The following is a 23,807-nucleotide window of genomic DNA, read 5'->3' as shown; positions in this document are numbered from 1 at the left end:
CCTCTTTCTAATGTCCAATTATGGCGTAAACTAAATCACGCCCGTCTGATTGTACTATACGAGTTTTGACTTGTAAAGCCGACTCAAGCTCAGATAAAGTGATATCGTCAAGGAATACTTCCTCACCACTTCTAAGCATTGTACAAGACAATAATAAACTATCTCCAAGCTCTCTGTTTGAAAGCTGTTTTATTAAATCCTGTCCTGTAATTAATCCAGAAACAGTAATCTCTTCTCCGAAAAATTCGTTTGTGATTGCCACAACATCAACCGTAACTCGATTGAACTTTTCTGTAATCAAATCTGCAAGCTGGCGCATAAATGGTGCTGCAAGCTTTCCAGTTGCGATAGTCACATGACGCTTTTTCATAAATAAAGGCTTTTTAATATCCTCAAGGGCATCCAAAACCTCTTCGTGAAGGAGTCTTAGCATTCCAACTCCGTTTTCAAGCTGAATAAAACCGTCATATCTATCAGCCTCAGGAAGTGGTCTTCCTGCAAGAATATACCATTCATCAGATGCTTGAACAAAATGATTGCCAAAGCGTTCCATTGCTATCTGCTGCCAATGCTCAATTTGGTCGATTACCTTTCCTGCTTCCTCTGGTGTGTATGTGCGAAGTGGGAAAAGCCCATCTCTGAACTTTGTGACACCAACAGGCACTACTGACATAGAGCTCATGACAGGCGCAAACTCCATCAAATCAGAAATTGTTCTATCCAATTCTGGGCCATCATTAAGACCTGGGCAGGAAACAACCTGTGCATTCATAGGGATTTCTGCTTCATAAAGCTTGCGAATCTTATCAAGAATATCTCCTGCAAATCGGTTGTGCAAAAGCTTCACTCTAAGCTCAGGATTAGTTGCATGAACAGATATATTGATAGGACCAAGCTTATAAGCAATGATACGATCCAAATCAGCCATCTTCATATTTGTCAAAGTAACATAGTTACCCTGTAAAAATGAAAGACGCGTATCGTCATCCTTGAAATAAAGAGTCTCTCGCATGCCTGGTGGCATTTGATCGATGAAACAAAATGCGCATTTATTTGAGCATGATTTATAATCATCCATAAGACCATTACAGAAAATTACACCAAGGTCTTCCCCCTCTTCCTTTTCTACAAAAACTGAAGAGGTAGTCCCATCCTCATGAAGGAGCTCAACAGTGATATCTGCATCATCTGAATAATAATGATAATCAAAAATATCAACAAGCTCTACATTATTAATTTTTGTGATTATATCCCCAGGAATAAGTCCAGCTCTATCAGCAGGGCTGCCTTCACTTACCTGAGCGATTTTATGACTTGAATTTAACATACTGGTATATACTCAAAAGCATTTTTAATATGCTTTAAATGTCCTTCCTCAATTGCAATAACATCAAACCTAACACTTGTGCCGCCATCCATGTGACGACTGTACATATAAAAATCTGCGACTCTAGAAATTTTACGCATTTTATTAAAGTTAACTGCCTCAAAGCCAGTCCCTCTTGCAGCAGATTTTCTATATTTTACTTCTACAAAAACTAAGTAGCTGCCATCCTTTGCAATAATGTCTACCTCTCCCATTTTACAGTAAAAATTCATTTTGAGAATAGACATACCTTGACGCTTCAGATAGTCAGCTGCCAGCTTTTCAAAATCATTTCCTTGCGTTCTGTAATTCAATAAAACCTCAATTCTAACCTAGCTTTGATTTAATCTTTTCCATATCATTTACAAAGACTAAAATCTCAGCAACAACCTCGTATAACTCTGGTGGAATTGCATCACCAATATTTAATTTACTAAGGGTCTGAGCCAATTCATTATCCTGGTAAAAAGGCACATCTGCCTTCTTTGCCTCTTCGATGATTTGCTCGGCCACATAGCCCTTTCCTGAAGCCAAAATCTTTGGTGCTGTATCTCCAGCCTCGTAAGAAAGGGCAACAGCAGTTTTGTTTTTATCAAATGTCTTTTCTTCTGCCATAATTATGCCCTCATATCAAAGCTATATCTATGAACTATGCCTTCTGATGTGTTTTCTGTAGATACTGGCGCAGCCCCAAGGAAATCTTCCACAAAAGATTTCTTTGGCTCACCACAGGTCACCTCAGATGTTACTGAGAAGCCTTTCTTGGCAAGTCGCTCAGTAAGAATATCTAAATTGTCCTCAATAAGCTTCATAGAATCTTCGCTAGCAAGATTCCATTTGCATCCTACCTTGGACTCTTTCAAACTAATAAAAACATCTGTTGAACCTAAATATTCCATATCAAAGTGAAGAAATGCAGTGATTTCCTCACCCTGCTCATAAGATGCCTTTTTGTTCTGACGAACATAAAGCATACTATCAGTGTTCTGATTGTACATCTTAAGCGGAATCTGGATGAAATTGTACATTTCATTTGCAGAATTCATAAAGTTGACATTCTGCTTAATCTGAGATGTCTGAGTTTTGATTGTGTCTGCAGCCTTGTTATTAAAGTTTGCTACAAGACGCTCTAAGGCCTCCGTCTGCTTCAAAACTCTTTCATACAGCTTTGAAATCTCACCTGGCTTGGTTACCTCCTTTGGCTCCATTGCAAAGCTATTAGTAATTATATTTTTAAGAAGCCCCTTATATAAAGGTGCTCCAATAATATCATTGAGTGTCTGCTTAGGAATATCAGGATGATTATTAAGATAATCTGTAATTTCCCTGAAAACCTGACTCATATCTGCATCTGCCTTGAGAGTGCCATTTTCAGCAAAAATCTCGTGATTATCCTTTGGAAAATCAGGCAAAGTATTCAATATAGTGTTGAATGAATCAATCTGTTTTTCAGATGCAAATGTATTTAAAACCTGTGTACCAAGCTCATTTTCCATAACCTGAGCCTGGTTAACAGTAGTGCTTTCTGTCTGATTAGAAATAATAGCCTCTGTTTCTACCATGCCAGACTGAACCTGATTAGGATTCACTGCCTGCTCAGGAGTTACCTGTCCATTCACCTGAGGCTGCTGGCCAGCTTCTATAACAATGGCATTTTCTGTGGCAACAGCTGGATTGTTTGTAACATTAGTAGTATTTTCTGTGACAGCAGCTGCGGTGTTATCAGCCACTACAGAAGTGCTTTCTGCAGGGGCAGCAGCTTCTGCAGCAATAACCTCATTAGTGTTAACAAATATATCCCTAATAGCATTATTAATGCCAATTACATCTCCTGTAGATACTTCACTGCTAGTCATTATCTCGTGAAGCATATCTGAAATCACATCAAAATTATCTGATAGCACAGCCTTGTCGTTAGCATAGTTTTGGAACATGCTGACGTTTTCAGGTGTAATCGGAAGATTTGATTTAGACATAGTTACTAGAGTCTGAATATCCACCCCTGGGTTGTTAATCATAGCACGATTCATAGCTGTCAAATTCTCAGGGCTGACAGACATAGAATTCTGCATCATTGAATTAACCATGTTGATTGTGCGCTCTGTAGCTGCCAAATTGGCCATATCCAAAGCTTTAAGAAGTGTAGGATTAGCATCTAGACTAGTAAGAGATACTGGACGAATTTGTATAAGATTCCCATCGTTGCTTTTTACTTCAAAAAACACAGACTGACCAGGAGTAAGACTAACTCCTGAATCCAAACGCGCCGTCATAGTCTGACCATTGGCAAGCCCAATAGTAACCTTGCCATTGTCAATCGAGTTAACAGAGCCCTCAAAAACCTCGCCTTCCTTGAGGTTGTCAGTTACAGAGCCCGTAAGGGACTGACTCTGACTCAGCTTTGTCATGTCAGCTCCGTTAACATAATTTGAGTTGTAAGGATTCAGTCCAGTGTTAATGTTCATAATTCACCTAATTAAACAAAGTTTCCTATAAAGGATCTTCTATGAATTGGACAAGGGCCGTATTTCTTGAGAGCCTCGATATGCTCTGCGCTACCGTAACCCTTGTTAGATGCAAAATGATATTCAGGATAAATGCTGTCGTATTCTACCATCATTCTATCTCTAGTAACCTTTGCAATAATGCTGGCTGCACCAATAGATATTGATTTGGCATCACCCTTTATAATTGGAACTTGCTGTATTTTTACCTCAGGTATAGTAACTGCATCATTTAACAATACCTGTGGCTCTACTGAGCATTCTGAAATAGCCTGGCGCATTGCTTCGTATGTAGCCTGAAGGATGTTGATTTCATCTATGCGCTGCTCTGAGCATACGCCAATTCCAACTGAAACAGCCTCTTTCATAATGATTTCGTATAATTCTTCTCTTTTTGAGGCTGAAAGCTTTTTAGAATCATTGATATAAAGGATACTGCAATCCTTTGGCAAGACAACGCAAGCTGTAACAACAGGGCCCGCAAGTGGTCCTCTTCCAACTTCATCAATACCGCCAATATAGTCAAATTCAGGCCAATACTGTTTTTCATATTCCTTGAGGCGTTCTATGCGTTCCCTCTCAATACGAAGCTTTTCCATACGTTTCTGGGCCATGCCTATGATTTTTGAAACTCCTGGTCGGCCATCATTAATATATTCTTCGATGAAATCCGGAAGTAAAAGCTCACTAGTCTCTTTGTATTCTTTTTGAATTTCTGAAATCTTCTTTTCGCTCATGTCTATTCTATATTCTCTACAAGTCCAAATGAATCAAATGGGTAAACTCTAAGCCAAGCTCGTCCCACAATGTCTTCACCTTTAACATTACCAACAGCCTCAAAACGCGAGTCTGTACTGTTGTTTCGATTGTCTCCTAGAACAAAGTATTCATCAGGTCCAAGAAGAATTTCGCTGCTAGCAAGGCCAGCGTTCATAATAACATCAGTGCCATATTGCTCATCAAGCACTTCGCCGTTGATATAAATAGTGCCTTCGCTGTCTATGCTAACTACCTCACCTGGCAAGCCGATGATTCGCTTAATGTAATATGTGTCTTCCTCGTATTTAGGCGGAAAAACAACCACATCAAAACGCTCTGGTTCGTTAAAACGATAGCTGATTTTGTCAACGATAAGATTGTCCCCATCTGACAAAGTATCTTCCATAGATGAACCACTAACTACCGTACGCTGCCCTATGAAATGGGTGATAAGAAAAACAATGCCAAAACATACCAAGACATTAATGATTACGCTAATAATTTCCTTAGCAACTGATTCTTTTGTAAGAGGTTCTTCCTCATCATCTTTCTTTTTCTTCTTTTCTTTTTTAGGCTTTGAATCGAAGTCCGACAAATCTTCTACTTCTTTAATATTCTGTCTAGCCCTTTCGATGTCTCTTTTGATTTCCTGCTCTTCCTCGTTAAAGTCGATAACCTTCATGCTTATGGCCTTTCAAGTGAAATTTTTCCTAGACTACCGTTTCTAAATTCATCTATTAAAACTGAAGCAGCCTTGTCGAAATCTGGCTCCGAGCCCTTTTTCAAGAAGTTTCTCTTGAGGGCTATTTCAGTAATAATTTCATGATTAACTAAATCTTCATTTACTTCATAACGAGCTGCTAATGCTCCTGGATAAGTCTCTTTTATAAAATCTGCAAGCTCCATAGCAAGCTCTCTGGTTTCGATGATTGCATCATTGATAGAACCGATGAATGCTAAATGAAGACCAACAGTGTTATCCTCAAACTTTGGCCAAAGAATACCTGGTGTATCAAGAAGCTCAACTGATTTATTAAGCTTAATCCATTGTTTGCCCTTTGTAACACCTGGCTTATTACCAGTCTTTGCTACTGCTTTACCTGCAAATGAATTAATGAATGTAGACTTTCCAACATTAGGAATACCTACAACCATGGCTCTAACTGGGCGATTCTTAATGCCACGTTTTCTGTCCTTTTCAAACTTTGCGGCGCAAACCTCATCAAGTGTGGCCTGAACGCCCTTCATGTTCTTTCTATCACGAGAATCCAGCTCGACGCAATAAAAGCCCTGATCCTTGAAATACGAAATCCATTTCTGATTAACAGCTTTGTCTGCTAAATCAGATTTGTTTAAAAGAACAAGTCGAAGCTTGCCATTAGCAAGTCCATTTATATCAGGATTTCGGCTAGATATAGGACATCTAGCGTCGATAACCTCGATAACCAAATCTATAAGTTTTATATCCTCCTGCATCTGACGCTTTGCTTTGGTCATATGCCCTGGATACCATTGAAATTCCATATTCACCTCTCGTTAGAATGGGTATTTAGCCCAAACCTTGCCTAAAATATCTTCATTGGAAACAAAACCAACACTTTCATAACGCGAATCCTCTGAAGAATTACGATTATCACCTAGTACAAAATACTGATCATCCAAAAGTGTAATTGGAGTCGCTGCAATACCTGGATTTTCTATGCGCTCCACATCAAGATTTTCTTTGTATAATTCATCATTGATGTAAATACGGCCATTGCTGATATAGATAGTATCCCCCGGTACTGCAATAACACGCTTTACGCTGTAGCTGGCGTTAACATTAGACTTTGGCTTGAATGCGATAACATCCCCTGCCTCAGGCTCAGAGAACTTGTAAGCAATGGTGTTTACAAGTAATATATCGGATGTTTGATAGGTTGGCTCCATAGATGCATTGGAACATTCTACCTGTTTGCCGAATGCAGTAACAACTCCAAATGCCAAGCCAATCACAAGCACTAATTCCAGCAAAAATATCAAAACGTATCTTACTTTATCGAAATTTATTTTCTTGCGGCGTCTTCTAAAATTTAGCCCATCGTTTCTACGATGAAAGGTTTTATTAAATAATCGTTTAATTGATAAAAGCATACAAAAATCCCTTTAAATCTTTAGTATAAATATACCGCACTTTAGTCTAAAAATAAAGAACAGTCACAATAAAGTGACTGTTCCAGTGGATTCCGAGATTAGATTCTCTCCTTAACCTTTGCCTTCTTACCTGTGAGCTCTCTGAGGTAGAATAGCTTAGCTCTACGAACTTTACCTTTTCTAACTACTTCGATCTTCTCAACGTTAGGGCTGTGAAGTGGCCAAGTCTTTTCAACGCCTACGCCGTTTGATGACTTACGAACTGTGAATGTCTCACGGTTGCTTCCACCCTGTCTCTTAATAACTGTACCCTCGAATACCTGTGTACGAGTACGGTTACCCTCAACGATACGGCCGTAAACCTTTACTGTGTCACCTACCTGAAACTCAGGTACTTCTGCCTTAAGCTCGGCAGCTTCAATGTTTCTGATAATCTCGTTTGCGTTCATTTTTATTCCTCCAAATTTAGCGACATTCTTAATATTCCCTATTGAATAACAGCGGAACATCTCTTTTTTGCAACTCATTTATAATAACATGGTTGTTTATAATAATCAACAATCATTTTCCAAATATTTAGCATATAAATCAGGCCTGCGCTCTTTGGTACGCTCAATTGATTGTTCATGTCTCCACGCATCAACCTTTGCATGATCACCTGATAAAAGAATAGCTGGAACTCGTCTATCGTTCCAAACCTCTGGTCTAGAATACTGAGGATACTCTAAAAGGTTGTTTTCAAGAGATTCATCCTCTCCTGATTCTGAGTTTGTAAGTACTCCCGGAACCATACGTGAAATAGCATCAATCATAACAAGTGATGGAAGCTCGCCACCAGTAAGCACATAGTCGCCGATTGAATAATACTCGTCAACGATTTCCTCAAGCACTCTTTCATCGATGCCCTCATAATGTCCGCAAAGTAAACAAATATCTTCTTTTAAAGCAAGTGTCTTTGCATCTGGTTGCTTGAAAAGCTTCCCCTGTGGTGTCAAATAAATGCAATGAACCTTGTGTCCAGCCTTTTCGCAAACTGCCTGGTATGCGTCGTATATTGGCTGTGCCTGCATAACCATGCCGGCACCACCGCCATATGGATAATCATCCACCTTTTTATGCTTATCAAGTGTGTAATCACGAATATTAATAGCTTCGAATGAAATAGAACCAGCCTTGCTAGCACGGCCAAGGATACTGGTATTTAACGCATCCTCAATCATTTCTGGAAAAAGGGTTAAAATATAAAACTTCATATTAATCCATCAATCCTTCCATCAAATGAATTTCCATTCTGCGCCCTTCGATATCTACATCCAAGATGCAATCCTTGATAGCAGGGACAAGAACAGTTTTGCCGCTTTCAAGGGTAATCTCATAAACATCATTAGCGCCAGTTTCCATAACATCCGAAATAGTGCCAAATCTGTTGTCCTTGTCAGAATCAAGATAAACATCACAGCCAATAAGATCCGCGATGAAATACTCATCCTCCTTAAGGTCTACGCGATTATCCTTTGTCACATAAAGGCCATGGCCCTTATATTTTTCAATATCATTGATATTATCGATGCCTTTAAACTTAAGGATAACAAGATTCTTCTGTGGACGAGCATTTTCAACCTCAAGGCTGATATAGCCCTCCTTACCTGCATCCAAAAGCAAATTCTTCATATTCTTAAATCTGGAAATATCGTCTGTAAGAGGAAAAACCTTTACCTCGCCTCTAATTCCATGAGTCTGTGTAATTGAACCAACCTGATATAAATCTTCCAAACTAATTAACTCCTAATTTTTTCTATTAGACTATCATATACAAATAGCTCTTTGCAAATGATAGGGCTATCAATTATTTTACTCATTGGCCTTGAGGCTTGCAACCATATCTATCTTTTTAAGATTACGAGACAAAGCAATACTTGTAACAAACATGATTAAAAGTGTACCTATTATTGCAATCAGATAGGCTGATATATCTATGTTCGCAAAGAAATCGTAATTGTCACCTATAGCATATTTAAACATACAGTCAGTAAATTCATACCCTAGTGGTAAACCAAGGATTATCCCTACTAAGGTAAGCCATAGATTTTGCTGGGTGTAAATAAGCGCCAGTTTATTAAACTTAAAGCCTAATACCTTAAGCGTTGCAAACTGGTACATCTTCTCGCTAAGTGCAAGAATTCCCATATTGTAAATGATAATAAACCCAAGGATAGCTGATATTGCGATTAATAAAACTATCATGCTGCTTATCATCTCAAGCATAACATTCATCTGCTCTTTCAATGATTCAATTGATGAAATCGTAGATACTCCATCTATATCTGAGTCAGTTAAAACACTAAGATCATCATTTGTATAAATGGTATCGCAAACATAATCCTCGCCCAGGCCTTCAAAGGCTACTCTTGTCATAGAAAACTGTTGACTCTGAGGATCTCTGTAGGCGGCTACAATCTTAGTTTCATACCAATCATCCTCCCCCATGATTCTCCATTTAACTGTATCTCCTAATGAAAATTCATTATCTTTAAGAAGTTTTTCTGTTGCAAAAAGCGCCCCAGCTTCATTTACGTCTCCATCTGTGTTTCCTGGTATTCCATCATTAATATCATAGGTGTTTGTATCATGGTCAGATACTCGTAAATATCCATCTGAATCATTTACAGTAATAGAAGAAGTTACTATATTACCCTCTGAATCCTTGTATTCGATGGCAACTGTCTGACTGGTTGCATCTCCGTATGCATCAAACAATTCATCTAATCTTTCATCTGAAACATTCTCCGAAAGATTGAGCTTGTAATTATATGCTTGTATCTTATCAAACTCCCATTCAAGATAATGCTGAAGTGAATCCTGCATGCCAAATGCCATCACTATTAAAAGTGTAGAACCCATAACACCAACTATAGCCATGATACTTCTTGATTTACTTCTGAAAATATCCCTCAGATTCCATTTTACGGAAAATGGCAATTTGGCGCTTAGCCCTTTGCCGCCTTCCTTGGCCTTAATTTTAATGTGTGGAACTTCAAGTCTAAGAGTTTGAGCTGCAGATTCCTTCAAAATACTCTTTATTGAATAATAAGTAATTATCGTAATTACGATAACAATTGAAGCGGCAACTATATAATTCTTACTTAGAATACATCTGTGAGCGTCTGGCAAATCAAACATAGAAAGCTCCATGTTAAGGAAAGGCTGACCAAGTACAGGACCACCAATTACAATTCCAAGAATTGCAGCAATTAAGCTTACCCAAAAGCCATATGCAATATAATGCATTGTAACTTTTCTATTTCTAAATCCTAAAGCCTTCAATGTTCCAATCTGCACTCGCTGTTTCTTTACAAATCGGCTCATAGTTGTAACAACAGAAAGACCTGCTATGAAAACAAACAAAACAGTAAACATGCCTGAGTAGGTATCCCCCTCCTCAGATTCTGCCTTTAAAGTCTCATAAGATGGCCATACATCTCTACCAGTGATTGCACTTATAGAAATGTCATCAAGCTCATACAGCTCATTCTTTACTGACTTTAGTTTGTTCTCAAATTCATCAAGCTCATTAGAATTAATATATGGATTAGGAGCTACTCCTGTCACATCAACTATAGCATTTGGATAGACGAAAATATCATCATACAGGTATTCCTTAGGAAATTCCCTCATTGATAAATACACCCATCCGAAATCAGCGGCATCCTGGAAAATAACAGTAGGATCAGATACCGTATATACGTGATCTGGAGATGATACAATTCCGCGAACCACCTCTGTAAATTTATAGCCCTCTACATAAAATGTCAGTTTATCTCCAACTTGAATATCTCTGGCCTTAGCGAAATAATATCCAACCCAAACACCATCTTTATCTGGGCTGTATTCCTCGCCATCTCTTAAATACATGGTTGAAATATTCTTTTCATCATCCTCTGCATCCAGGAAATTCAACTCAACTTGAATATTTTCAAGTTCTGAATTCTCCTTATTTTCCACATCTACTGAGCCCTGCATCGAAAGATATCTTTCTGCATCTGCTACATTGTCTAACGCCTTAATTTTATCTAAATCTTCCTCGGAAAAATTTTCACCATACAACCATAAATCTTGAAGATTGTTCTTTTCATAGAATTCTACTGAAGAATATTTCAATCCATCTGAAAAAGCATTGATACCTGAAAATGCCATAATCGCCAAAAATATCATGGAAAAAATGGTAAAGAATTGTCCCAAGTTTTCCTTTATATCTCTTAATAATTTTTTTCTCAACATTTTACCATTGAACCTCATCTATGTTTGCTGGATTTGCATTCTCTTCTACACTCTTTATTTTGCCGTTTTTCACACGTATAACAACGTCGGCGATATCTGCAATAAGTGCATTATGGGTAACGATAATAACTGTATTATTGCCTCTTTCCTTTGTAGTTTGCTTTTTCAAAATCTTGAGAATCATTACACCTGTTTGAGAATCAAGGGCACCTGTAGGTTCATCGCATAAAAGAAGTGCTGGATTCTTTGCAATAGCACGTGCGATAGAAACACGCTGCTGTTCGCCACCAGATAATTGATTAGGAAATTTATTCATGTGTTCTGATAATCCCACATCCTGAAGCGCTTCATCCGCATCAAGATGATTTTTTACAATTTCATTAATCAACTCCACATTTTCTTTTACAGTAAGTGAAGGAAGAATATTGTAAAACTGGAAAATAAAGCCTACCGATTTAGCTCTAAAATCGCTGAGCTTATTCTCCGAATATCCGGTAATATTTTCCCCATTTACAATTACCTCTCCTTCAGAAGGAGTATCCATTCCTCCAATGAGATTAAGTAATGTAGATTTTCCTGCTCCTGACGGACCAAGTATTACTACAAATTTTCCTTCCTCAATGTCTAAATCAACATGGTCCAAAGCTCGAAACTCTTTTTCTCCCACGTTATAAACCTTTGATACATTTCTTAAAGATACTTTATTCACCTGTCTCCTCCTTGTCTTATCTAGTCTTATCTAGTCTTTTCAATCTTAATTAAATAATAGCACATATGGTTAGTTATTTCTAACTACAATTTGTGAATTCTATCTTAAATATAAAAAAGCACCTAGCCCTTATGGACTAGATGCCTGTCATTAGCCATCTATGATAGCAAATTCATATAAATCATCATCCTAATTTAATACTGAACAATGAAGCCTCTTTCATCAGCTTCAATAGGAATCTGCTGCTTTTGTATATCGTCAATGCCTATATACCTATCATTAGCCAGCGACTTAATAAACAAGTATATAGCTTCCTCGGCTCCCTGAACCTCTACAGTGACCGAGCCATCATATTCATTTTTCACATACCCAGTAAGGTGATACTGGTTGGCTGCATTATTAGCTGTATATCTAAAACCAACTCCCTGCACTCTACCGGTAAATATCATTCTATATCTAACCAACTGATTCACCATCGCTTTCATCCTCTTATTTCTGACCATGTAAATTATAATAATGCTAAACAGCGTTAGAATAATGACAACAAGCGTTATCACTGACATAAAAATAAACATTGTTGCCGTCATCAAACCTGTAGGATGCCCATGTGCATCTGGATTACCATTCACTTCCAATTCAAACGTAAAATGTAAAACAAGATAATCAAAGAGTAGCTGAAAAGGAATGATTATCAGCAGTATAAAAGGATTAAATTCTCTTGAGTTATTCTTTTGGTTCATTATCCCCCCTGGACTTCTCCATCTACAGAAAAAGTGGAATCATAGAGATTCCACTTTAATTTTTAATTTACAAATACTTTTTATTCACCCTTCGATATTAAAGACATACTACTGCTGTAACTCAAATTCAAGGCTAACTACAGTACCATCACTTTCTGAATTAACTGTGATAGAACCATCTTCGTTGATAGTCCCCTTATCTAAGAGTAATTCATCTTCACCATTAACAACAAAGACAACAGAATCTTTCTTAACTTTATAATCGCCTGAAACTGAATATTCCTGTAGTTCCTCATCAATTCCAGAATAAATATCATCTAAAGAACCTTTAATCTCGTTCTCCATATCTGCAAACAAAGCATCAGCACTTTCATAACCAGAATACTGTGCAACTTCATCAGTAATATCTGATCTTGAAAAACCTTCAGACTCTAAAGACTTATCAATAATTGTATCCATGCTATCATCTACAAGTGTAGAAAACTGATCTTTGAAACTTGTAGTATCAAAAGCCATTGTGAATGTGTTGTCATCTGATAACTCTAATGTCACATCCATAGTGATATCTCCGGCATTAATTCCAACATCAGCTAATGCCTGCATATCCTCTTGTGTTGAAAACTGAGCAAGCTTGATTTCTGAAACATAGTTCCCAGAAATGTCCTTTCCACCGCATCCTGTGAATACTGTTGCAACCGCTGTTACTGTTGCTAGCATTAACGCTAATTTCTTTTTCATATTACATCTCTCCTTAAAAATTATATTTAATGATGTGGATAGCCACACCATTAAAAATTTTAACAAATTCAATTTTTTTAGTAAAGCATTTTAAAAAATTTTTGAATTTATAATTTAAAAGCATTATTAGTCCAATAAAAAAAGGAACCTGAAAACTCAGGTTCCTAAAACATTAGTCAACGTCAACAATATCAACGATAACTTTCTTGTCAATCTTTGAGGCTGCAGCCTTTACTACAGCGCGGATAGCCTTGGCAATTCTGCCCTGCTTTCCAATAACCTTACCCATATCAGATGGTGCAACGCGAAGCTCAACAACGATTGATTTAGCGTCTTCCTTCTCTGAAACTACAACCTCCTCAGGATTGTCTACAAGTGACTTAGCAATTACTTCAACTAATTCTTTCATCACTATTCATTCCTTTCGAGTGTTTACTGAACGCCTGCCTGCTTGAAAAGTCTAGCAACTGTCTCTGTTGGCTTTGCGCCGTTTGAGATCCACTTCTTAGCTGCCTCAGCATCAACTGTAACTGCTGCTGGCTCCTGGTTTGGATCGTATGTACCGATCTCATCGATGTTTCTACCATCACGAGGTGCTCTTGCATCTGCTACTACGATTCTGTAGATTGGTCTCTTCTTCTGACCCATTCTCTTTAATCTAATCTTTACTGCCATTTTTAATTCCTCCTAAATAATAAAACTAAATGGTCTTGGCTAAAATGGGAAGCGCATTCCGCGGCGTCCCTTGCCCATCATATTTGGCATCTGCTTCATCATCTTCTTTGATTGTTCGAATTGTTTAACGAAGCGATTAACCTCTGCTATATCTAAACCAGCTCCAGCAGCAATTCTGTGCTTTCTGCTAGGATTTAGTAATTTTGGATTCTCACGCTCTGCAGGAGTCATGGAAAGGATGATAGCTTCGATGTGTGCAAGCTTTTTATCATCCACAGCCCCTTCAATCTGAGCCAACTGGCTAGAATTGATACCAGGCATCATTCCAAGGATGGATGAAAGGCCACCAAGCTTTTTCATCTGCTCCATAGAAGTGAGATAATCATTGAAATCGAATGATGCTTTCTTTACTTTCTTTGAAAGCTGCATTGCTGCATCTTTATCGATTTCTGCCTCTGCCTTTTCGATGAGTGAAAGTACATCACCCATACCAAGGATTCGGCTTGCCATTCTATCTGGATGGAACTGCTCCAAATCTGAAAGCTTTTCGCCCATACCAGCGTAAAGAATAGGCTTTCCTGTGACAGCCTTAATAGAAAGGGCTGCACCGCCTCGAGTATCACCATCAAGCTTTGTGATGATTACTCCATCAATGCCAATCTTTTCATCGAATGTAGCTGAAACATTAACTGCATCCTGACCTGTCATGGCATCAACTACCAAAATGGTATTGAGGATATCGATATTGCTCTTGATTGCTGCGAGCTCATTCATCATATCCTCATCTATGTGAAGACGACCGGCTGTATCGAAGATAACAACATCGAAGCCGTTCTTTTTAGCATAAGCCATTGCCTCTTTGGCAATCTTTACAGGCTTTTCTTTATCTCCTAAAGAGAAAACCTCAACATCCTGCTTTTTACCATTGATCTGCAACTGCTCAATAGCTGCAGGACGATAAATATCACAAGCTACCAATAAAGGCTTTTTGCCCTTTTGCTTTACCTTGCCAGCAAGCTTCGCTGTGGTAGTTGTTTTACCGGCACCCTGAAGACCAACCATCATGATAGTGGTAATGGCCCCGCCTGTGCCAAAAGTAATATCTGTAACCTCTGAGCCCATTAAATTAACAAGCTCTTCGTTAACAATCTTTATAACCATCTGTCCAGGATTCAAGCCGTTCATAACATCTGAACCAATTGCTCGCTCTGTGACAGTGTTTGTAAATTGCTTTACAACCTTGAAGTTAACATCGGCCTCAAGAAGTGCCATCTTAACTTCCTTTAAAGCAGCCTTTACATCAGCTTCTGTAAGTCTGCCCTTGCTTCTTAGATTCTTAAATACGCCTTGAAGCTTTTCTGAAAGTGAATCAAAAGCCATAAATTATAGTTCCTCTAAAATCAACTGAGATAATCGGGAAATCTCTGATAAAGTAGCTTCGCTAGGATTTCCTTCTGTCAATTCATTTATACGAATGACATCTCCTCTAATGTTCATAAACTTTTCTACGAGATGGAGCCTAGATTCATAATCCTGTAAAAGCTTATCGCATCTCTTTAAAATATCGTGCACCGCCTGACGGGAAATGGAAAGTGAATCTGCTATTTCTGCAAGGGATAAGTCATCGTTGATGCTCATCTCGTATACGCTACGCTGATGCTCTGTTAAAAGCTCACCATAAAAATCATATAAATAACCAGATTTAATCTTGTCTTCCATATTTCTCCTTTTAGCGACCTTAAATAATATACTATAATAAAATAGAGGTGTCAAGTATAAATACTTTACACCTCTAATATTATTAAAGTGAAGTTCTAACTATCTTTGGTCTGTAACCGCCTTCATCCAAAGCCTTAAGGATCTGCTCCTTGTGTTCTGTACCGAATGCCTCAAGAGTGATGCGAAGCTCAACAGCTGCAGAACGATTTGTTGTAACAAACTGATTGTGCTCAAGCTTGATAACATTGCCCTGCTGATCTGCAATAAGCTGTGAAACCTTTGCAAGCATACCTGGCTTATCAGGAAGAAGTACAGATACTGTGAAGATTCTATCTCTAAAGATAAGACCCTGCTGTACCACTGAAGACATGGTGATAACGTCCATATTTCCACCAGAAAGTACAGATACAACTCTCTTGTCTTTGAAACCAAGATGGTTCAATGCAGCAACTGTAAGAAGTCCTGAATTTTCAACTACCATCTTGTGATTCTCTACCATATCAAGGAATGCAACGATAAGCTCATCATCGTCTACTGTGATAATCTCATCGATATTTTCCTGAAGATAAGGGAAAATGTTTGAACCTGGAGTCTTTACTGCAGTACCATCAGCAATAGTATTTACAGAAGGAAGTGTTGTAACCTCTCCCTTTGCAAATGATGCCTGAAGTGAAGCAGCTCCACTAGGCTCAACACCGATTACTTTAATCTTTGGATTAAGAAGCTTTGCAAGTGTAGATACACCTGTAGCAAGTCCGCCACCACCGATTGGAACAAGAATATACTCAACAAGAGGCAACTCCTTGAAGATTTCCATTGCAATAGTACCCTGACCAGTTGCAACTGCTAAATCGTCAAAAGGATGGATGAATGTGTAGCCATGCTCATCAGCAAGCTTGTAAGCATACTCACATGCCTCATCATATACATCACCATATAAAACAACATCGGCACCATAGCTCTTTGTACGGTTGACCTTAATGAGAGGAGTTGTTGTAGGCATAACGATTGTTGCTTTTACGCCATATTTGCTAGCTGCATATGCAACACCCTGAGCATGATTACCGGCTGATGCTGTAATTAGTCCCTTTGCTCTCTCCTCATCTGTAAGAGTGCTGATTTTGTAATATGCACCTCTAAGCTTATATGCACCAGTAAGCTGCATATTCTCTGGCTTAAGGTAAACCATATTTCCGCACTTCTCACTAAAATAATCGCTGTAAACCAGCTTTGTCTCATGTGTTACCTCAGTGACAATCTTTGAGGCTTCTTCAAATTTGTCCAATGTAAGCATAATTAGTCTCCCTCTTGTGTGGCTTACTATTGTTCAGCGTAGAATAATGCATCAACAAATTCATCTGCGTTGAACTTTTCTAAGTCGTCAATTGTTTCTCCAACACCAATATATTTTACTGGCAATTTTAACTCAGATTGGATAGCAATTGCAATACCGCCTTTTGCAGTTCCATCTAATTTTGTAATAACAATACCAGATATATCTGTAACCTCAGAGAATTCTCTAGCCTGAACAAGGGCATTTTGGCCTGTTGTACCGTCTAACACAATAAGTGTCTCCCGATAAGCCTCTGGGAATTCTTTTGAGATAGTGCTGTTAATCTTAGAAAGTTCGTTCATAAGATTCTTTTTGTTGTGCAATCTACCTGCAGTGTCCACAAGAAGAACATCTACATTTCTAGCCTTTGCTGCGTGAACAGCATCATAAACAACTGCCGCTGGATCTGAGCCCTCTGGACCACCAATGAAATCCACAGATGCTCTGTCTGCCCATTCCTTAAGCTGATCAGATGCAGCTGCGCGGAATGTGTCAGCACCCGCAACCATAACCTTTTTGCCAGCAGCCTGAAGCTTTCCAGCAAGCTTTCCGATTGTGGTTGTCTTTCCAACACCATTTACACCGATTACTAAAACAACAGATGTCTTCTTTTCAAAATCAAATGATGTCTCATCGAGAGCCATCTGCTCTTTAATTTCGTTGATAAGAAACTGCTTGCACTCGGCAGGCTCCTTAATGTGCTCCTTTTTTACTGCCTCTCTTAAATCGTCTAGGATAGTCTCTGTTGTGCGCACACCAATATCACCCATGATAAGGACTTCTTCAAGCTCCTCGTAGAAGTCCTCATCGATATTTGAAAAGCCGTTGAAAATGTAATCCATCGACTTTATAAAATTGTCTCTTGTTTTGGTCAGGCCCTTTATAAGGCGCTGCCAGAAGCTGATTTTTTCTGCCATATAACCTCCAGCTAAGGATTAATCATCTAACTGTGCTTCGATAAGATTTACAGAAACAAGAGCTGAAACACCCTTCTCCTGCATTGTGATACCGAATAATCTGTCTGCTGCGTTCATAGTACCACGTCGGTGAGTGATAACGATGAACTGTGTATTCTTTGTAAGCTTGTGTAAGTATCCAGCAAATCTATCTACGTTTGCATCATCAAGAGCCGCCTCAATCTCGTCCAAGAGACAGAATGGAGATGGCTTAAGGTTCTGAATAGCAAACAATAATGCAATTGCAGTAAGTGATTTCTCACCACCGGACATCTGCATCATATTGATAAGCTTCTTTCCTGGTGGCTGGGCATTGATGATAATACCTGTCTCAAGTAAGTCCTCACTATCAACAAGCTCAAGTGTACCATGTCCACCACCGAACAATTCCTTGAATGCCTTATCGAACTGCACCTGGATGTCCTTGAATCCTTCAGCAAACTGCTTTCTCATTCCCTCATCGAGCTCATCGATAATACGAACAAGAGAAGCCTCTGCCTCAACCAAATCATCGTGCTGTCCCTTAAGGAAGTTGTAACGCTCAGAAAGCTCCTTGAACTCCTCGATAGCGTTTACATTAACATTTCCCATAGCTCGGATAGCATTTTTGATTTTAGAAGCATCCTTCTTCATCTGATCCAAATCGTTGTACTCTGGATCCTTTAATTCTTCTGCCGAATGATATGTAAGCTCATATTCATTCCACATGTAATTGTTCTGGTATGAAATAGCATCGCTGATTTTCTCTCTCTGAGAATCAAGACGATAGATTTCCTTGTCTAATTCAGCGATTCTATCTGTAATCTCCTGACGCTGCTCAAAGAAGTTCTTGTGTGAGTTATTAAGCTCTTCTTTTCTTGCAACAGCTTCTTTGATTTCTTCCTCAAGCTTTCCAAAAGACTCGTCAGATGCAGATATTGTAGCCTTAATCTCGTCGATTCGAGCTCTCTTTGCCTCTGTCTCTTCCTTAGTAGACTGAGCATTTTCTTTAATAACCGCAATATCAGCTACACACTTTTCAATTTCAGATGTGATACGGTCTAAGTTCTGCTGAACGAAATCAACCTTCTGTCTAGCATTAGCCTCCTCAATCTGAACCTCAGACATTGTTCTGTTAACAGAAGTCTCCATGTAAGTCTTCTCATCAACTTCGTCTGAAAGCTTTTGAATTTCAGCTTTGAGTTCTGCTTCTTTGTCTTCTGATTCCTGCTTTTCGAACTCGATTTCCTTCTTACCAGCAGCAATTTCAGTGAGCTGTGTTTCAAGTTCTTCGCTTTCCTTAGAAAGGCCCTCATAAGCAGTTAAGCTTTCCTTCTTCTGCTCATTTGCTCTATCTAAGCCAAGCTTTGCAGTATTTAAAGCAATAGCTGCTTCATTCAGCTTTGTAGTGTTGTCATCTCTATCACTTTCAAGAAGTGCAACAGCTGTCTCAATCTCACCCTCACGGTTCTTAAGCTCATCCATCTCCTTAGAGATAACATCAAGCTTGCCTTCAAGCTCCTCAATCTCACGATTTCTACCAAGAAGATTTGATTTGTTCTTGAAGTGACCACCGGCCATTGAACCACCCGGTGCAAGGTATTCACCATCAAGTGTAACGATATGGATGCTGTAATTGTTTTTCTTTGCAAGAGCGATAGCTGAATCGATATTGTCAGCAACTACAACTCTACCAAGAAGATAAGCTACAACGCCATCAAACTTGCTATCACATGTAACAAGCTCTGATGCAAGACCAAGAACTCCCTTATCGTTAAGAACTTCTGTCTTTTTGAAATTGCCTCTTCCATCAACGGATGTCAAAGGAAGGAATGTGGCACGACCAAGCTTATTTTCCTTTAAGTAGCTGATAAGCTTCTTTGCGCAAGCCTCGTCAGCTGTAACGATATTTTGAATGTTTCCACCGAGAGCTGTCTCGATAGCCATTTCGTATTTCTTTTCAACATGGATAAGGTCAGAGATAACACCCTCGATACCATCGATTCGCCCTTTTTGTTCCATGATTTTACGAGTAGAATTTCCGTATCCCTCGTAGCGCTCAGCTATGTTCTTGATTGACTCTAATCTAGTCTGAACACGAGCGAACTCATCCTTCTTAGCCTGTAATGCATTGGAATTCTCACGGCTCTTCTTTTTCCATTCAGCCGCCTTTTCTGTGTATTCCTTGTCCTTTTCCTGAAGCTCGAGAAGAAGTGACTGTGCATTCTTAAACTCATCCTCTGCAAGGGCAACAGCAACATCCAAATCCTCTTCACGAGTCTTTCTTTCAAGGAGACGCTGATTAAGCTTTGCCTTGCGGATGTTTGTCTGCTCAAGCATAGTCTCAAGACGTTGCTCCTTAGACTTGATTGAAGCACGATTGTTGAGCAGTTCCATGATTGCTTTGTTGTCCTGCTCAATTTTTGCGTTATTTGAAGTGATTGCAACCTGGAGCTCACTGTAGTTAGTCTTAACAGAATTGAGACGCTCTACCGCTTCCTCCAATGTCTTATCAAGATTTTCCTTTTCAGCCTTGAAATCTGCTAACTGGCTTTCTTTATCTGCCTTATCTGCCTCGATTTCAGCGATACGGATTGCCATATTTTCATCAGTTGCATTAGCAGAACGAATCTGCTCCTCTAAAAGAGCGATTTCGTTTTCCAGTTTGCCCTTCATGAGAGTAGAATCCGACTGATTCTTCTTTAAGGTTTCGATTTCAACATCAAGGTCGTTGATCTGCTGCTCCAAAGAGTCGTATTTTGTACGAATCTCCTCCTGAGCTGTCTTGCTTTCTTCCATGTGTTCTCTAGCAAGATTTGCATTCTTTTCAACCTCATCTAAATTAGCCTGAAGTCTATCAACCTCAAGCATGAAAGAGTTGACATCGATACGCTTAAGCTCTTCTTTGTATTTTAAGTATTGCTTTGCATCCTCAGACTGCTTTTCCAAAGGCCCGATACGACGCTCCTGCTCAGAAAGAATATCATTTACACGAACAAGATTCTCTCTCTCGCTTTCAAGCTTCTTTACAGATGCTGCCTTACGCTTTTTGTACTTTACGATACCAACAGCTTCATCAAAAAGCTCACGTCTATCCTCTGGCTTACCAGACAAAATCTTTTCAATCTGGCCCTGTCCGATGATAGAATATCCTTCCTTACCGACACCAGTATCATAGAAAAGCTCTGAAACATCCTTTAGACGGCAAGGTGTACCATTTAAAAGATACTCGCTTTCGCCTGAACGATATACTCGTCGTGCAATTGTAACCTCTTCGTAATCTACCGGAAGCACATGGTCAGAGTTGTCCATTGTGAGTGCAACATATGCATATGAAAGAGGCTTTCTAGCCTCTGTTCCTGCAAAGATAACATCCTGCATGCTGGCACCACGAAGCTGCTTTGCAGACTGCTCACCGAGAACCCAGCGAACAGCATCAGCAACGTTACTTTTACCGGAACCGTTAGGACCAACGATACCTGTGATACCATTATGGAATTCGAATTTCATCTTGTGTGCAAAAGATTTAAATCCGTATAATTCAATACTTTTAAGATACATTAAATTCTCCCTAATTAATTATATAATCTTGATAGAGTCTTCTTTGTGGAGGCGCATCAAGCCTTCGTAAGCAGCTTCCTGCTCGGCAGCCTTTTTGGTGCTACCAGCACCTGAGCCAAGAACTCTATCCCCTACTAAGGCTTCAACCTTAAATTCCTTAGCGTGGTCTGGACCAGTTTCAGAAATAAGCTGATATGTAAGCGGCTCTTTAAAATTAGCCTGAACAACTTCCTGTAGTCTGGTCTTGCTATCATAAAATAGCTGCTTGTGTTCTATATCATTTAAAACAAACCTGTGGATATATTCAGAAGCAGGCTCCATTCCACCATCCAAAAAGATAGCGCCGATTGTAGCCTCGAAGGCGTCAGAAAGAATAGACTTTCTATTACGACCGCCTGTCATGTCCTCCCCTTTAGATAGGCGAACATAGTCACCAAGGTTTATTTCCTTGCAGATGTAAGCCAGGGTTGGCTCACAAACTATGCTAGCTCTAAGTCTAGATAATTTACCTTCGTTTAATTCGGTGTAATTTAGATACAAAAACTCACTCGAAACGATTTCAAGCACTGCATCCCCAAGGAACTCAAGTCTCTCGTTGTCGCTAAGCTTTGGCATATGATTTTCATTAGCATATGAACTATGTGTCAAAGCCTGTTGTAGTAAGCTTTCGTCTCTAAACTCATAACCGATAATCTTTTGAAATTCCTTTAAACTATTCAAAATACTACCTCCTGAGTTTAAAATAGTGTCCACTGAAAGTGGACACTAAACGTGCAATTGTTGCGGCCCATAAAAGGCCGCATTTTACACATATAATTACTTGTTTGCAACTGTCTTCTTGATAAGCTCAACTGCATCGCCTACAGTAGAAAGCTTCTCTGCTGCCTCTGTATCAACTTCGATGTTAAGCTTTTCCTCAACACCCATGATAATCTGGAATACATCAAGTGAATCTGCACCAAGATCATCGACAAATGTAGTCTCTGTTGTAATTTCAGCAGCATCTACGTTTAATACCTCTGCAATAATCTCTTTGAGTAAATCGAATTCCATAATCTAGTCCTCCTTTTTCTTTTCTATAACAATATTATCTCTAATAAACTCGTTAATCTGCTGCTCTTTGAAAGTTACACACTGGAAAATAGTGTTTCTAACCTCTCCAGCCTTTGCACTACCGTGAGTCTTAACAACAAGCCCCTTTAATCCAAGAAGAGGAGCTCCGCCGTATTCACTGGCATCGAACTTTTTAAGAGTCTTCTTTAAAGCTGGGAGTGCAAGTGCAGCGCCGATTTTTGATCTGAGGGTACTCATCAAACCGCCCTTAATAACGGTGATAAGTGTACCTGCCAAACCTTCGTATAATTTAAGAATAACATTACCAACGAATCCATCGCAGATAATAACATCTGCATCGCCGTTAGGAATGTTTCTAGCCTCAATGCTACCAATGAAATTGATATCTTCGCATTCCTTTAAAAGTGGCATAGTCTCTTTAACGAGAGCATTCCCCTTTTCTTCCTCAGCACCAACATTAACAATGGCAACACGAGGATTTTTAACTCCTACAACCTTTTCCATGTAGATGCTACCCATCTTGGCGAACTGTACCAAGTGGCTAGGACGACAGTCAACATTTGCTCCGCTGTCCGCCAAAAGAGCAACGCCAGTCTTTACTGGGAAAAGCGTGCCAAATGGTGCACGCTCAATACCACGGATACGTCCAACAATACCAAGGCCGCCTGTAAGAAGAGCTCCTGAATTGCCTGCTGAAACAAATGCATCGGCCTGACCATCCTTTACAAGGTGAAGGCCTACTACCATTGAAGAATCTTTTTTTCTTTTTATGGCAGCAACTGGATGCTCAGCTGTCTCGATAACCTCTGTGGCATTTTTTATTTCAATCTGGTCCTGTGGGTATGTGTAAGATGAAAGCTCAGTTTTGATAACATCTTCTTTACCAACAAGAATAACTTTAATAGCTTTATTTGCATTAACAGCATCAACAGCGCCCTGTACCATTGCTGATGGTGCGTTATCTCCGCCCATTGCATCAAGTGCAACTATAGTATAATCACTCATGATAATATCCTTTCATACATACTTTAGAAATTATACTTTAAATTAGGCATTATTTCAAATAAAAAAACCTTTCGGAAAATCCGAAAGGTTTTTAAAATTAATCAACTGCGATGATTTCTTTTTTGTTGTATGATCCACAGTTCTTGCAAACTCTATGTGGTACCATAAGCTCTCCACACTTGCTGCACTTTACGAGTGTTGGTTTGCTCATTTTCCAGTTTGCTCTTCTTTTATCTCTTCTTCCCTTAGAAGATTTGTTCTTTGGACAAATAGACATG

27 protein-coding genes are annotated in these 23,807 nt (G+C 39.1%); 1 reads left to right on the top strand and 26 read right to left on the bottom strand.

Features of this window, described 5'->3' with window-relative positions; all coding sequences use genetic code 11:
* Positions 1-7 precede the first annotated feature (7 nt).
* The 14 genes from BO15_RS0109130 to BO15_RS0109065 all read right to left on the bottom strand — a co-directional run bounded on the left by BO15_RS0109130 (position 8) and on the right by BO15_RS0109065 (position 12,225).
* Positions 8-1,327: a DUF512 domain-containing protein gene (locus tag BO15_RS0109130; RefSeq protein ID WP_033154044.1), complete on the bottom strand. Its 1,320-nt coding sequence runs from the start codon at positions 1,325-1,327 to the stop codon at positions 8-10.
* Entirely contained in the window at positions 1,321-1,680 is a 360-nt protein-coding gene (locus BO15_RS0109125) for a YraN family protein (RefSeq protein ID WP_033154043.1), read from the bottom strand. The genes BO15_RS0109130 and BO15_RS0109125 overlap by 7 nt, the downstream gene beginning before the upstream one ends.
* Before the next feature lie 13 nt (positions 1,681-1,693).
* Positions 1,694-1,981, bottom strand: a complete 288-nt coding sequence (locus BO15_RS0109120) for an EscU/YscU/HrcU family type III secretion system export apparatus switch protein (RefSeq protein ID WP_033154042.1) — start codon at positions 1,979-1,981, stop codon at positions 1,694-1,696.
* 2 nt (positions 1,982-1,983) lie between these two features.
* Positions 1,984-3,831 carry a flagellar hook-length control protein FliK gene (locus BO15_RS0109115; protein ID WP_033154041.1) on the bottom strand — a complete coding sequence of 616 codons (1,848 nt, stop codon included), beginning with the start codon at positions 3,829-3,831 and terminating at the stop codon, positions 1,984-1,986.
* A gap of 11 nt (positions 3,832-3,842) precedes the next feature.
* Positions 3,843-4,607, bottom strand: a complete 765-nt coding sequence (locus BO15_RS0109110; RefSeq protein ID WP_033154040.1) for a ribonuclease HII — start codon at positions 4,605-4,607, stop codon at positions 3,843-3,845.
* A 2-nt stretch (positions 4,608-4,609) separates the two neighbouring features.
* Complete coding sequence (gene lepB / locus BO15_RS0109105; RefSeq protein WP_033154815.1) at positions 4,610-5,131, bottom strand: signal peptidase I; 522 nt, start codon at positions 5,129-5,131, stop codon at positions 4,610-4,612.
* Positions 5,132-5,313: 182 nt separating this feature from the next.
* Positions 5,314-6,153, bottom strand: a complete 840-nt coding sequence (ylqF, locus tag BO15_RS0109100) for a ribosome biogenesis GTPase YlqF (RefSeq protein WP_033154039.1) — start codon at positions 6,151-6,153, stop codon at positions 5,314-5,316.
* A 12-nt stretch (positions 6,154-6,165) separates the two neighbouring features.
* On the bottom strand, positions 6,166-6,762 hold the full coding sequence (gene lepB, locus BO15_RS0109095; protein ID WP_052169867.1) for a signal peptidase I: 597 nt from the start codon (positions 6,760-6,762) through the stop codon (positions 6,166-6,168).
* 98 nt (positions 6,763-6,860) lie between these two features.
* Positions 6,861-7,211, bottom strand: a complete 351-nt coding sequence (gene rplS, locus BO15_RS0109090) for a 50S ribosomal protein L19 (RefSeq protein WP_033154038.1) — start codon at positions 7,209-7,211, stop codon at positions 6,861-6,863.
* A gap of 105 nt (positions 7,212-7,316) precedes the next feature.
* Positions 7,317-8,015: a tRNA (guanosine(37)-N1)-methyltransferase TrmD gene (trmD, locus tag BO15_RS0109085; protein ID WP_033154037.1), complete on the bottom strand. Its 699-nt coding sequence runs from the start codon at positions 8,013-8,015 to the stop codon at positions 7,317-7,319.
* Position 8,016: 1 nt separating this feature from the next.
* Positions 8,017-8,535, bottom strand: a complete 519-nt coding sequence (gene rimM, locus BO15_RS0109080) for a ribosome maturation factor RimM (protein WP_033154036.1) — start codon at positions 8,533-8,535, stop codon at positions 8,017-8,019.
* A gap of 78 nt (positions 8,536-8,613) precedes the next feature.
* Complete coding sequence (locus BO15_RS0109075) at positions 8,614-11,040, bottom strand: FtsX-like permease family protein (protein WP_033154035.1); 2,427 nt, start codon at positions 11,038-11,040, stop codon at positions 8,614-8,616.
* Between the two features lies 1 nt (position 11,041).
* Positions 11,042-11,749: an ABC transporter ATP-binding protein gene (locus BO15_RS0109070; protein WP_033154034.1), complete on the bottom strand. Its 708-nt coding sequence runs from the start codon at positions 11,747-11,749 to the stop codon at positions 11,042-11,044.
* A gap of 194 nt (positions 11,750-11,943) precedes the next feature.
* On the bottom strand, positions 11,944-12,225 hold the full coding sequence (locus BO15_RS0109065) for an acylphosphatase (protein WP_177175561.1): 282 nt from the start codon (positions 12,223-12,225) through the stop codon (positions 11,944-11,946).
* Between the two features lie 40 nt (positions 12,226-12,265).
* Here BO15_RS0109065 and BO15_RS13770 point away from each other — a divergent pair, with 40 nt between their 5' ends.
* On the top strand, positions 12,266-12,412 hold the full coding sequence (locus BO15_RS13770; RefSeq protein WP_207641083.1) for a hypothetical protein: 147 nt from the start codon (positions 12,266-12,268) through the stop codon (positions 12,410-12,412).
* 185 nt (positions 12,413-12,597) lie between these two features.
* Here BO15_RS13770 and BO15_RS0109060 read toward each other — a convergent pair whose 3' ends face one another.
* From BO15_RS0109060 to rpmF, 12 genes are all read right to left on the bottom strand, one after another.
* Entirely contained in the window at positions 12,598-13,227 is a 630-nt protein-coding gene (locus BO15_RS0109060) for a hypothetical protein (RefSeq protein ID WP_033154033.1), read from the bottom strand.
* Between the two features lie 172 nt (positions 13,228-13,399).
* Positions 13,400-13,636 carry a KH domain-containing protein gene (locus BO15_RS0109055; RefSeq protein WP_033154032.1) on the bottom strand — a complete coding sequence of 79 codons (237 nt, stop codon included), beginning with the start codon at positions 13,634-13,636 and terminating at the stop codon, positions 13,400-13,402.
* Between the two features lie 23 nt (positions 13,637-13,659).
* Entirely contained in the window at positions 13,660-13,902 is a 243-nt protein-coding gene (gene rpsP, locus BO15_RS0109050) for a 30S ribosomal protein S16 (RefSeq protein ID WP_033154031.1), read from the bottom strand.
* A gap of 39 nt (positions 13,903-13,941) precedes the next feature.
* Positions 13,942-15,282, bottom strand: coding sequence for a signal recognition particle protein (gene ffh, locus BO15_RS0109045; protein WP_033154030.1), 1,341 nt, complete (start codon positions 15,280-15,282; stop codon positions 13,942-13,944).
* Between the two features lie 3 nt (positions 15,283-15,285).
* On the bottom strand, positions 15,286-15,621 hold the full coding sequence (ylxM, locus tag BO15_RS0109040; protein ID WP_033154029.1) for a YlxM family DNA-binding protein: 336 nt from the start codon (positions 15,619-15,621) through the stop codon (positions 15,286-15,288).
* Between the two features lie 82 nt (positions 15,622-15,703).
* Entirely contained in the window at positions 15,704-16,915 is a 1,212-nt protein-coding gene (gene ilvA / locus BO15_RS0109035; RefSeq protein ID WP_033154028.1) for a threonine ammonia-lyase, read from the bottom strand.
* A 26-nt stretch (positions 16,916-16,941) separates the two neighbouring features.
* Positions 16,942-17,871 (bottom strand): signal recognition particle-docking protein FtsY, encoded by a 930-nt coding sequence (gene ftsY / locus BO15_RS0109030; RefSeq protein WP_033154027.1) that lies wholly within the window; start codon positions 17,869-17,871, stop codon positions 16,942-16,944.
* Positions 17,872-17,889: 18 nt separating this feature from the next.
* Positions 17,890-21,450 (bottom strand): chromosome segregation protein SMC, encoded by a 3,561-nt coding sequence (gene smc, locus BO15_RS0109025; protein ID WP_033154026.1) that lies wholly within the window; start codon positions 21,448-21,450, stop codon positions 17,890-17,892.
* Between the two features lie 18 nt (positions 21,451-21,468).
* The gene (gene rnc / locus BO15_RS0109020; protein WP_033154025.1) at positions 21,469-22,170 is read right to left on the bottom strand and encodes a ribonuclease III; all 702 of its coding nucleotides are present in this window, start codon (positions 22,168-22,170) and stop codon (positions 21,469-21,471) included.
* Positions 22,171-22,266: 96 nt separating this feature from the next.
* Complete coding sequence (acpP, locus tag BO15_RS0109015; protein WP_033154024.1) at positions 22,267-22,503, bottom strand: acyl carrier protein; 237 nt, start codon at positions 22,501-22,503, stop codon at positions 22,267-22,269.
* A gap of 3 nt (positions 22,504-22,506) precedes the next feature.
* On the bottom strand, positions 22,507-23,529 hold the full coding sequence (gene plsX, locus BO15_RS0109010; protein WP_033154023.1) for a phosphate acyltransferase PlsX: 1,023 nt from the start codon (positions 23,527-23,529) through the stop codon (positions 22,507-22,509).
* A 97-nt stretch (positions 23,530-23,626) separates the two neighbouring features.
* Positions 23,627-23,806 (bottom strand): 50S ribosomal protein L32, encoded by a 180-nt coding sequence (gene rpmF / locus BO15_RS0109005; RefSeq protein WP_033154022.1) that lies wholly within the window; start codon positions 23,804-23,806, stop codon positions 23,627-23,629.
* Position 23,807: the final 1 nt, after the last annotated feature.

The sequence above is a fragment of the Pseudobutyrivibrio ruminis HUN009 genome (assembly GCF_000703005.1).
Lineage (GTDB): Bacteria > Bacillota > Clostridia > Lachnospirales > Lachnospiraceae > Pseudobutyrivibrio > Pseudobutyrivibrio ruminis_A.
The sequence above is the reverse complement of the archived record's forward strand: the minus strand, read 5'-3'. Positions and strand labels throughout refer to the sequence as shown.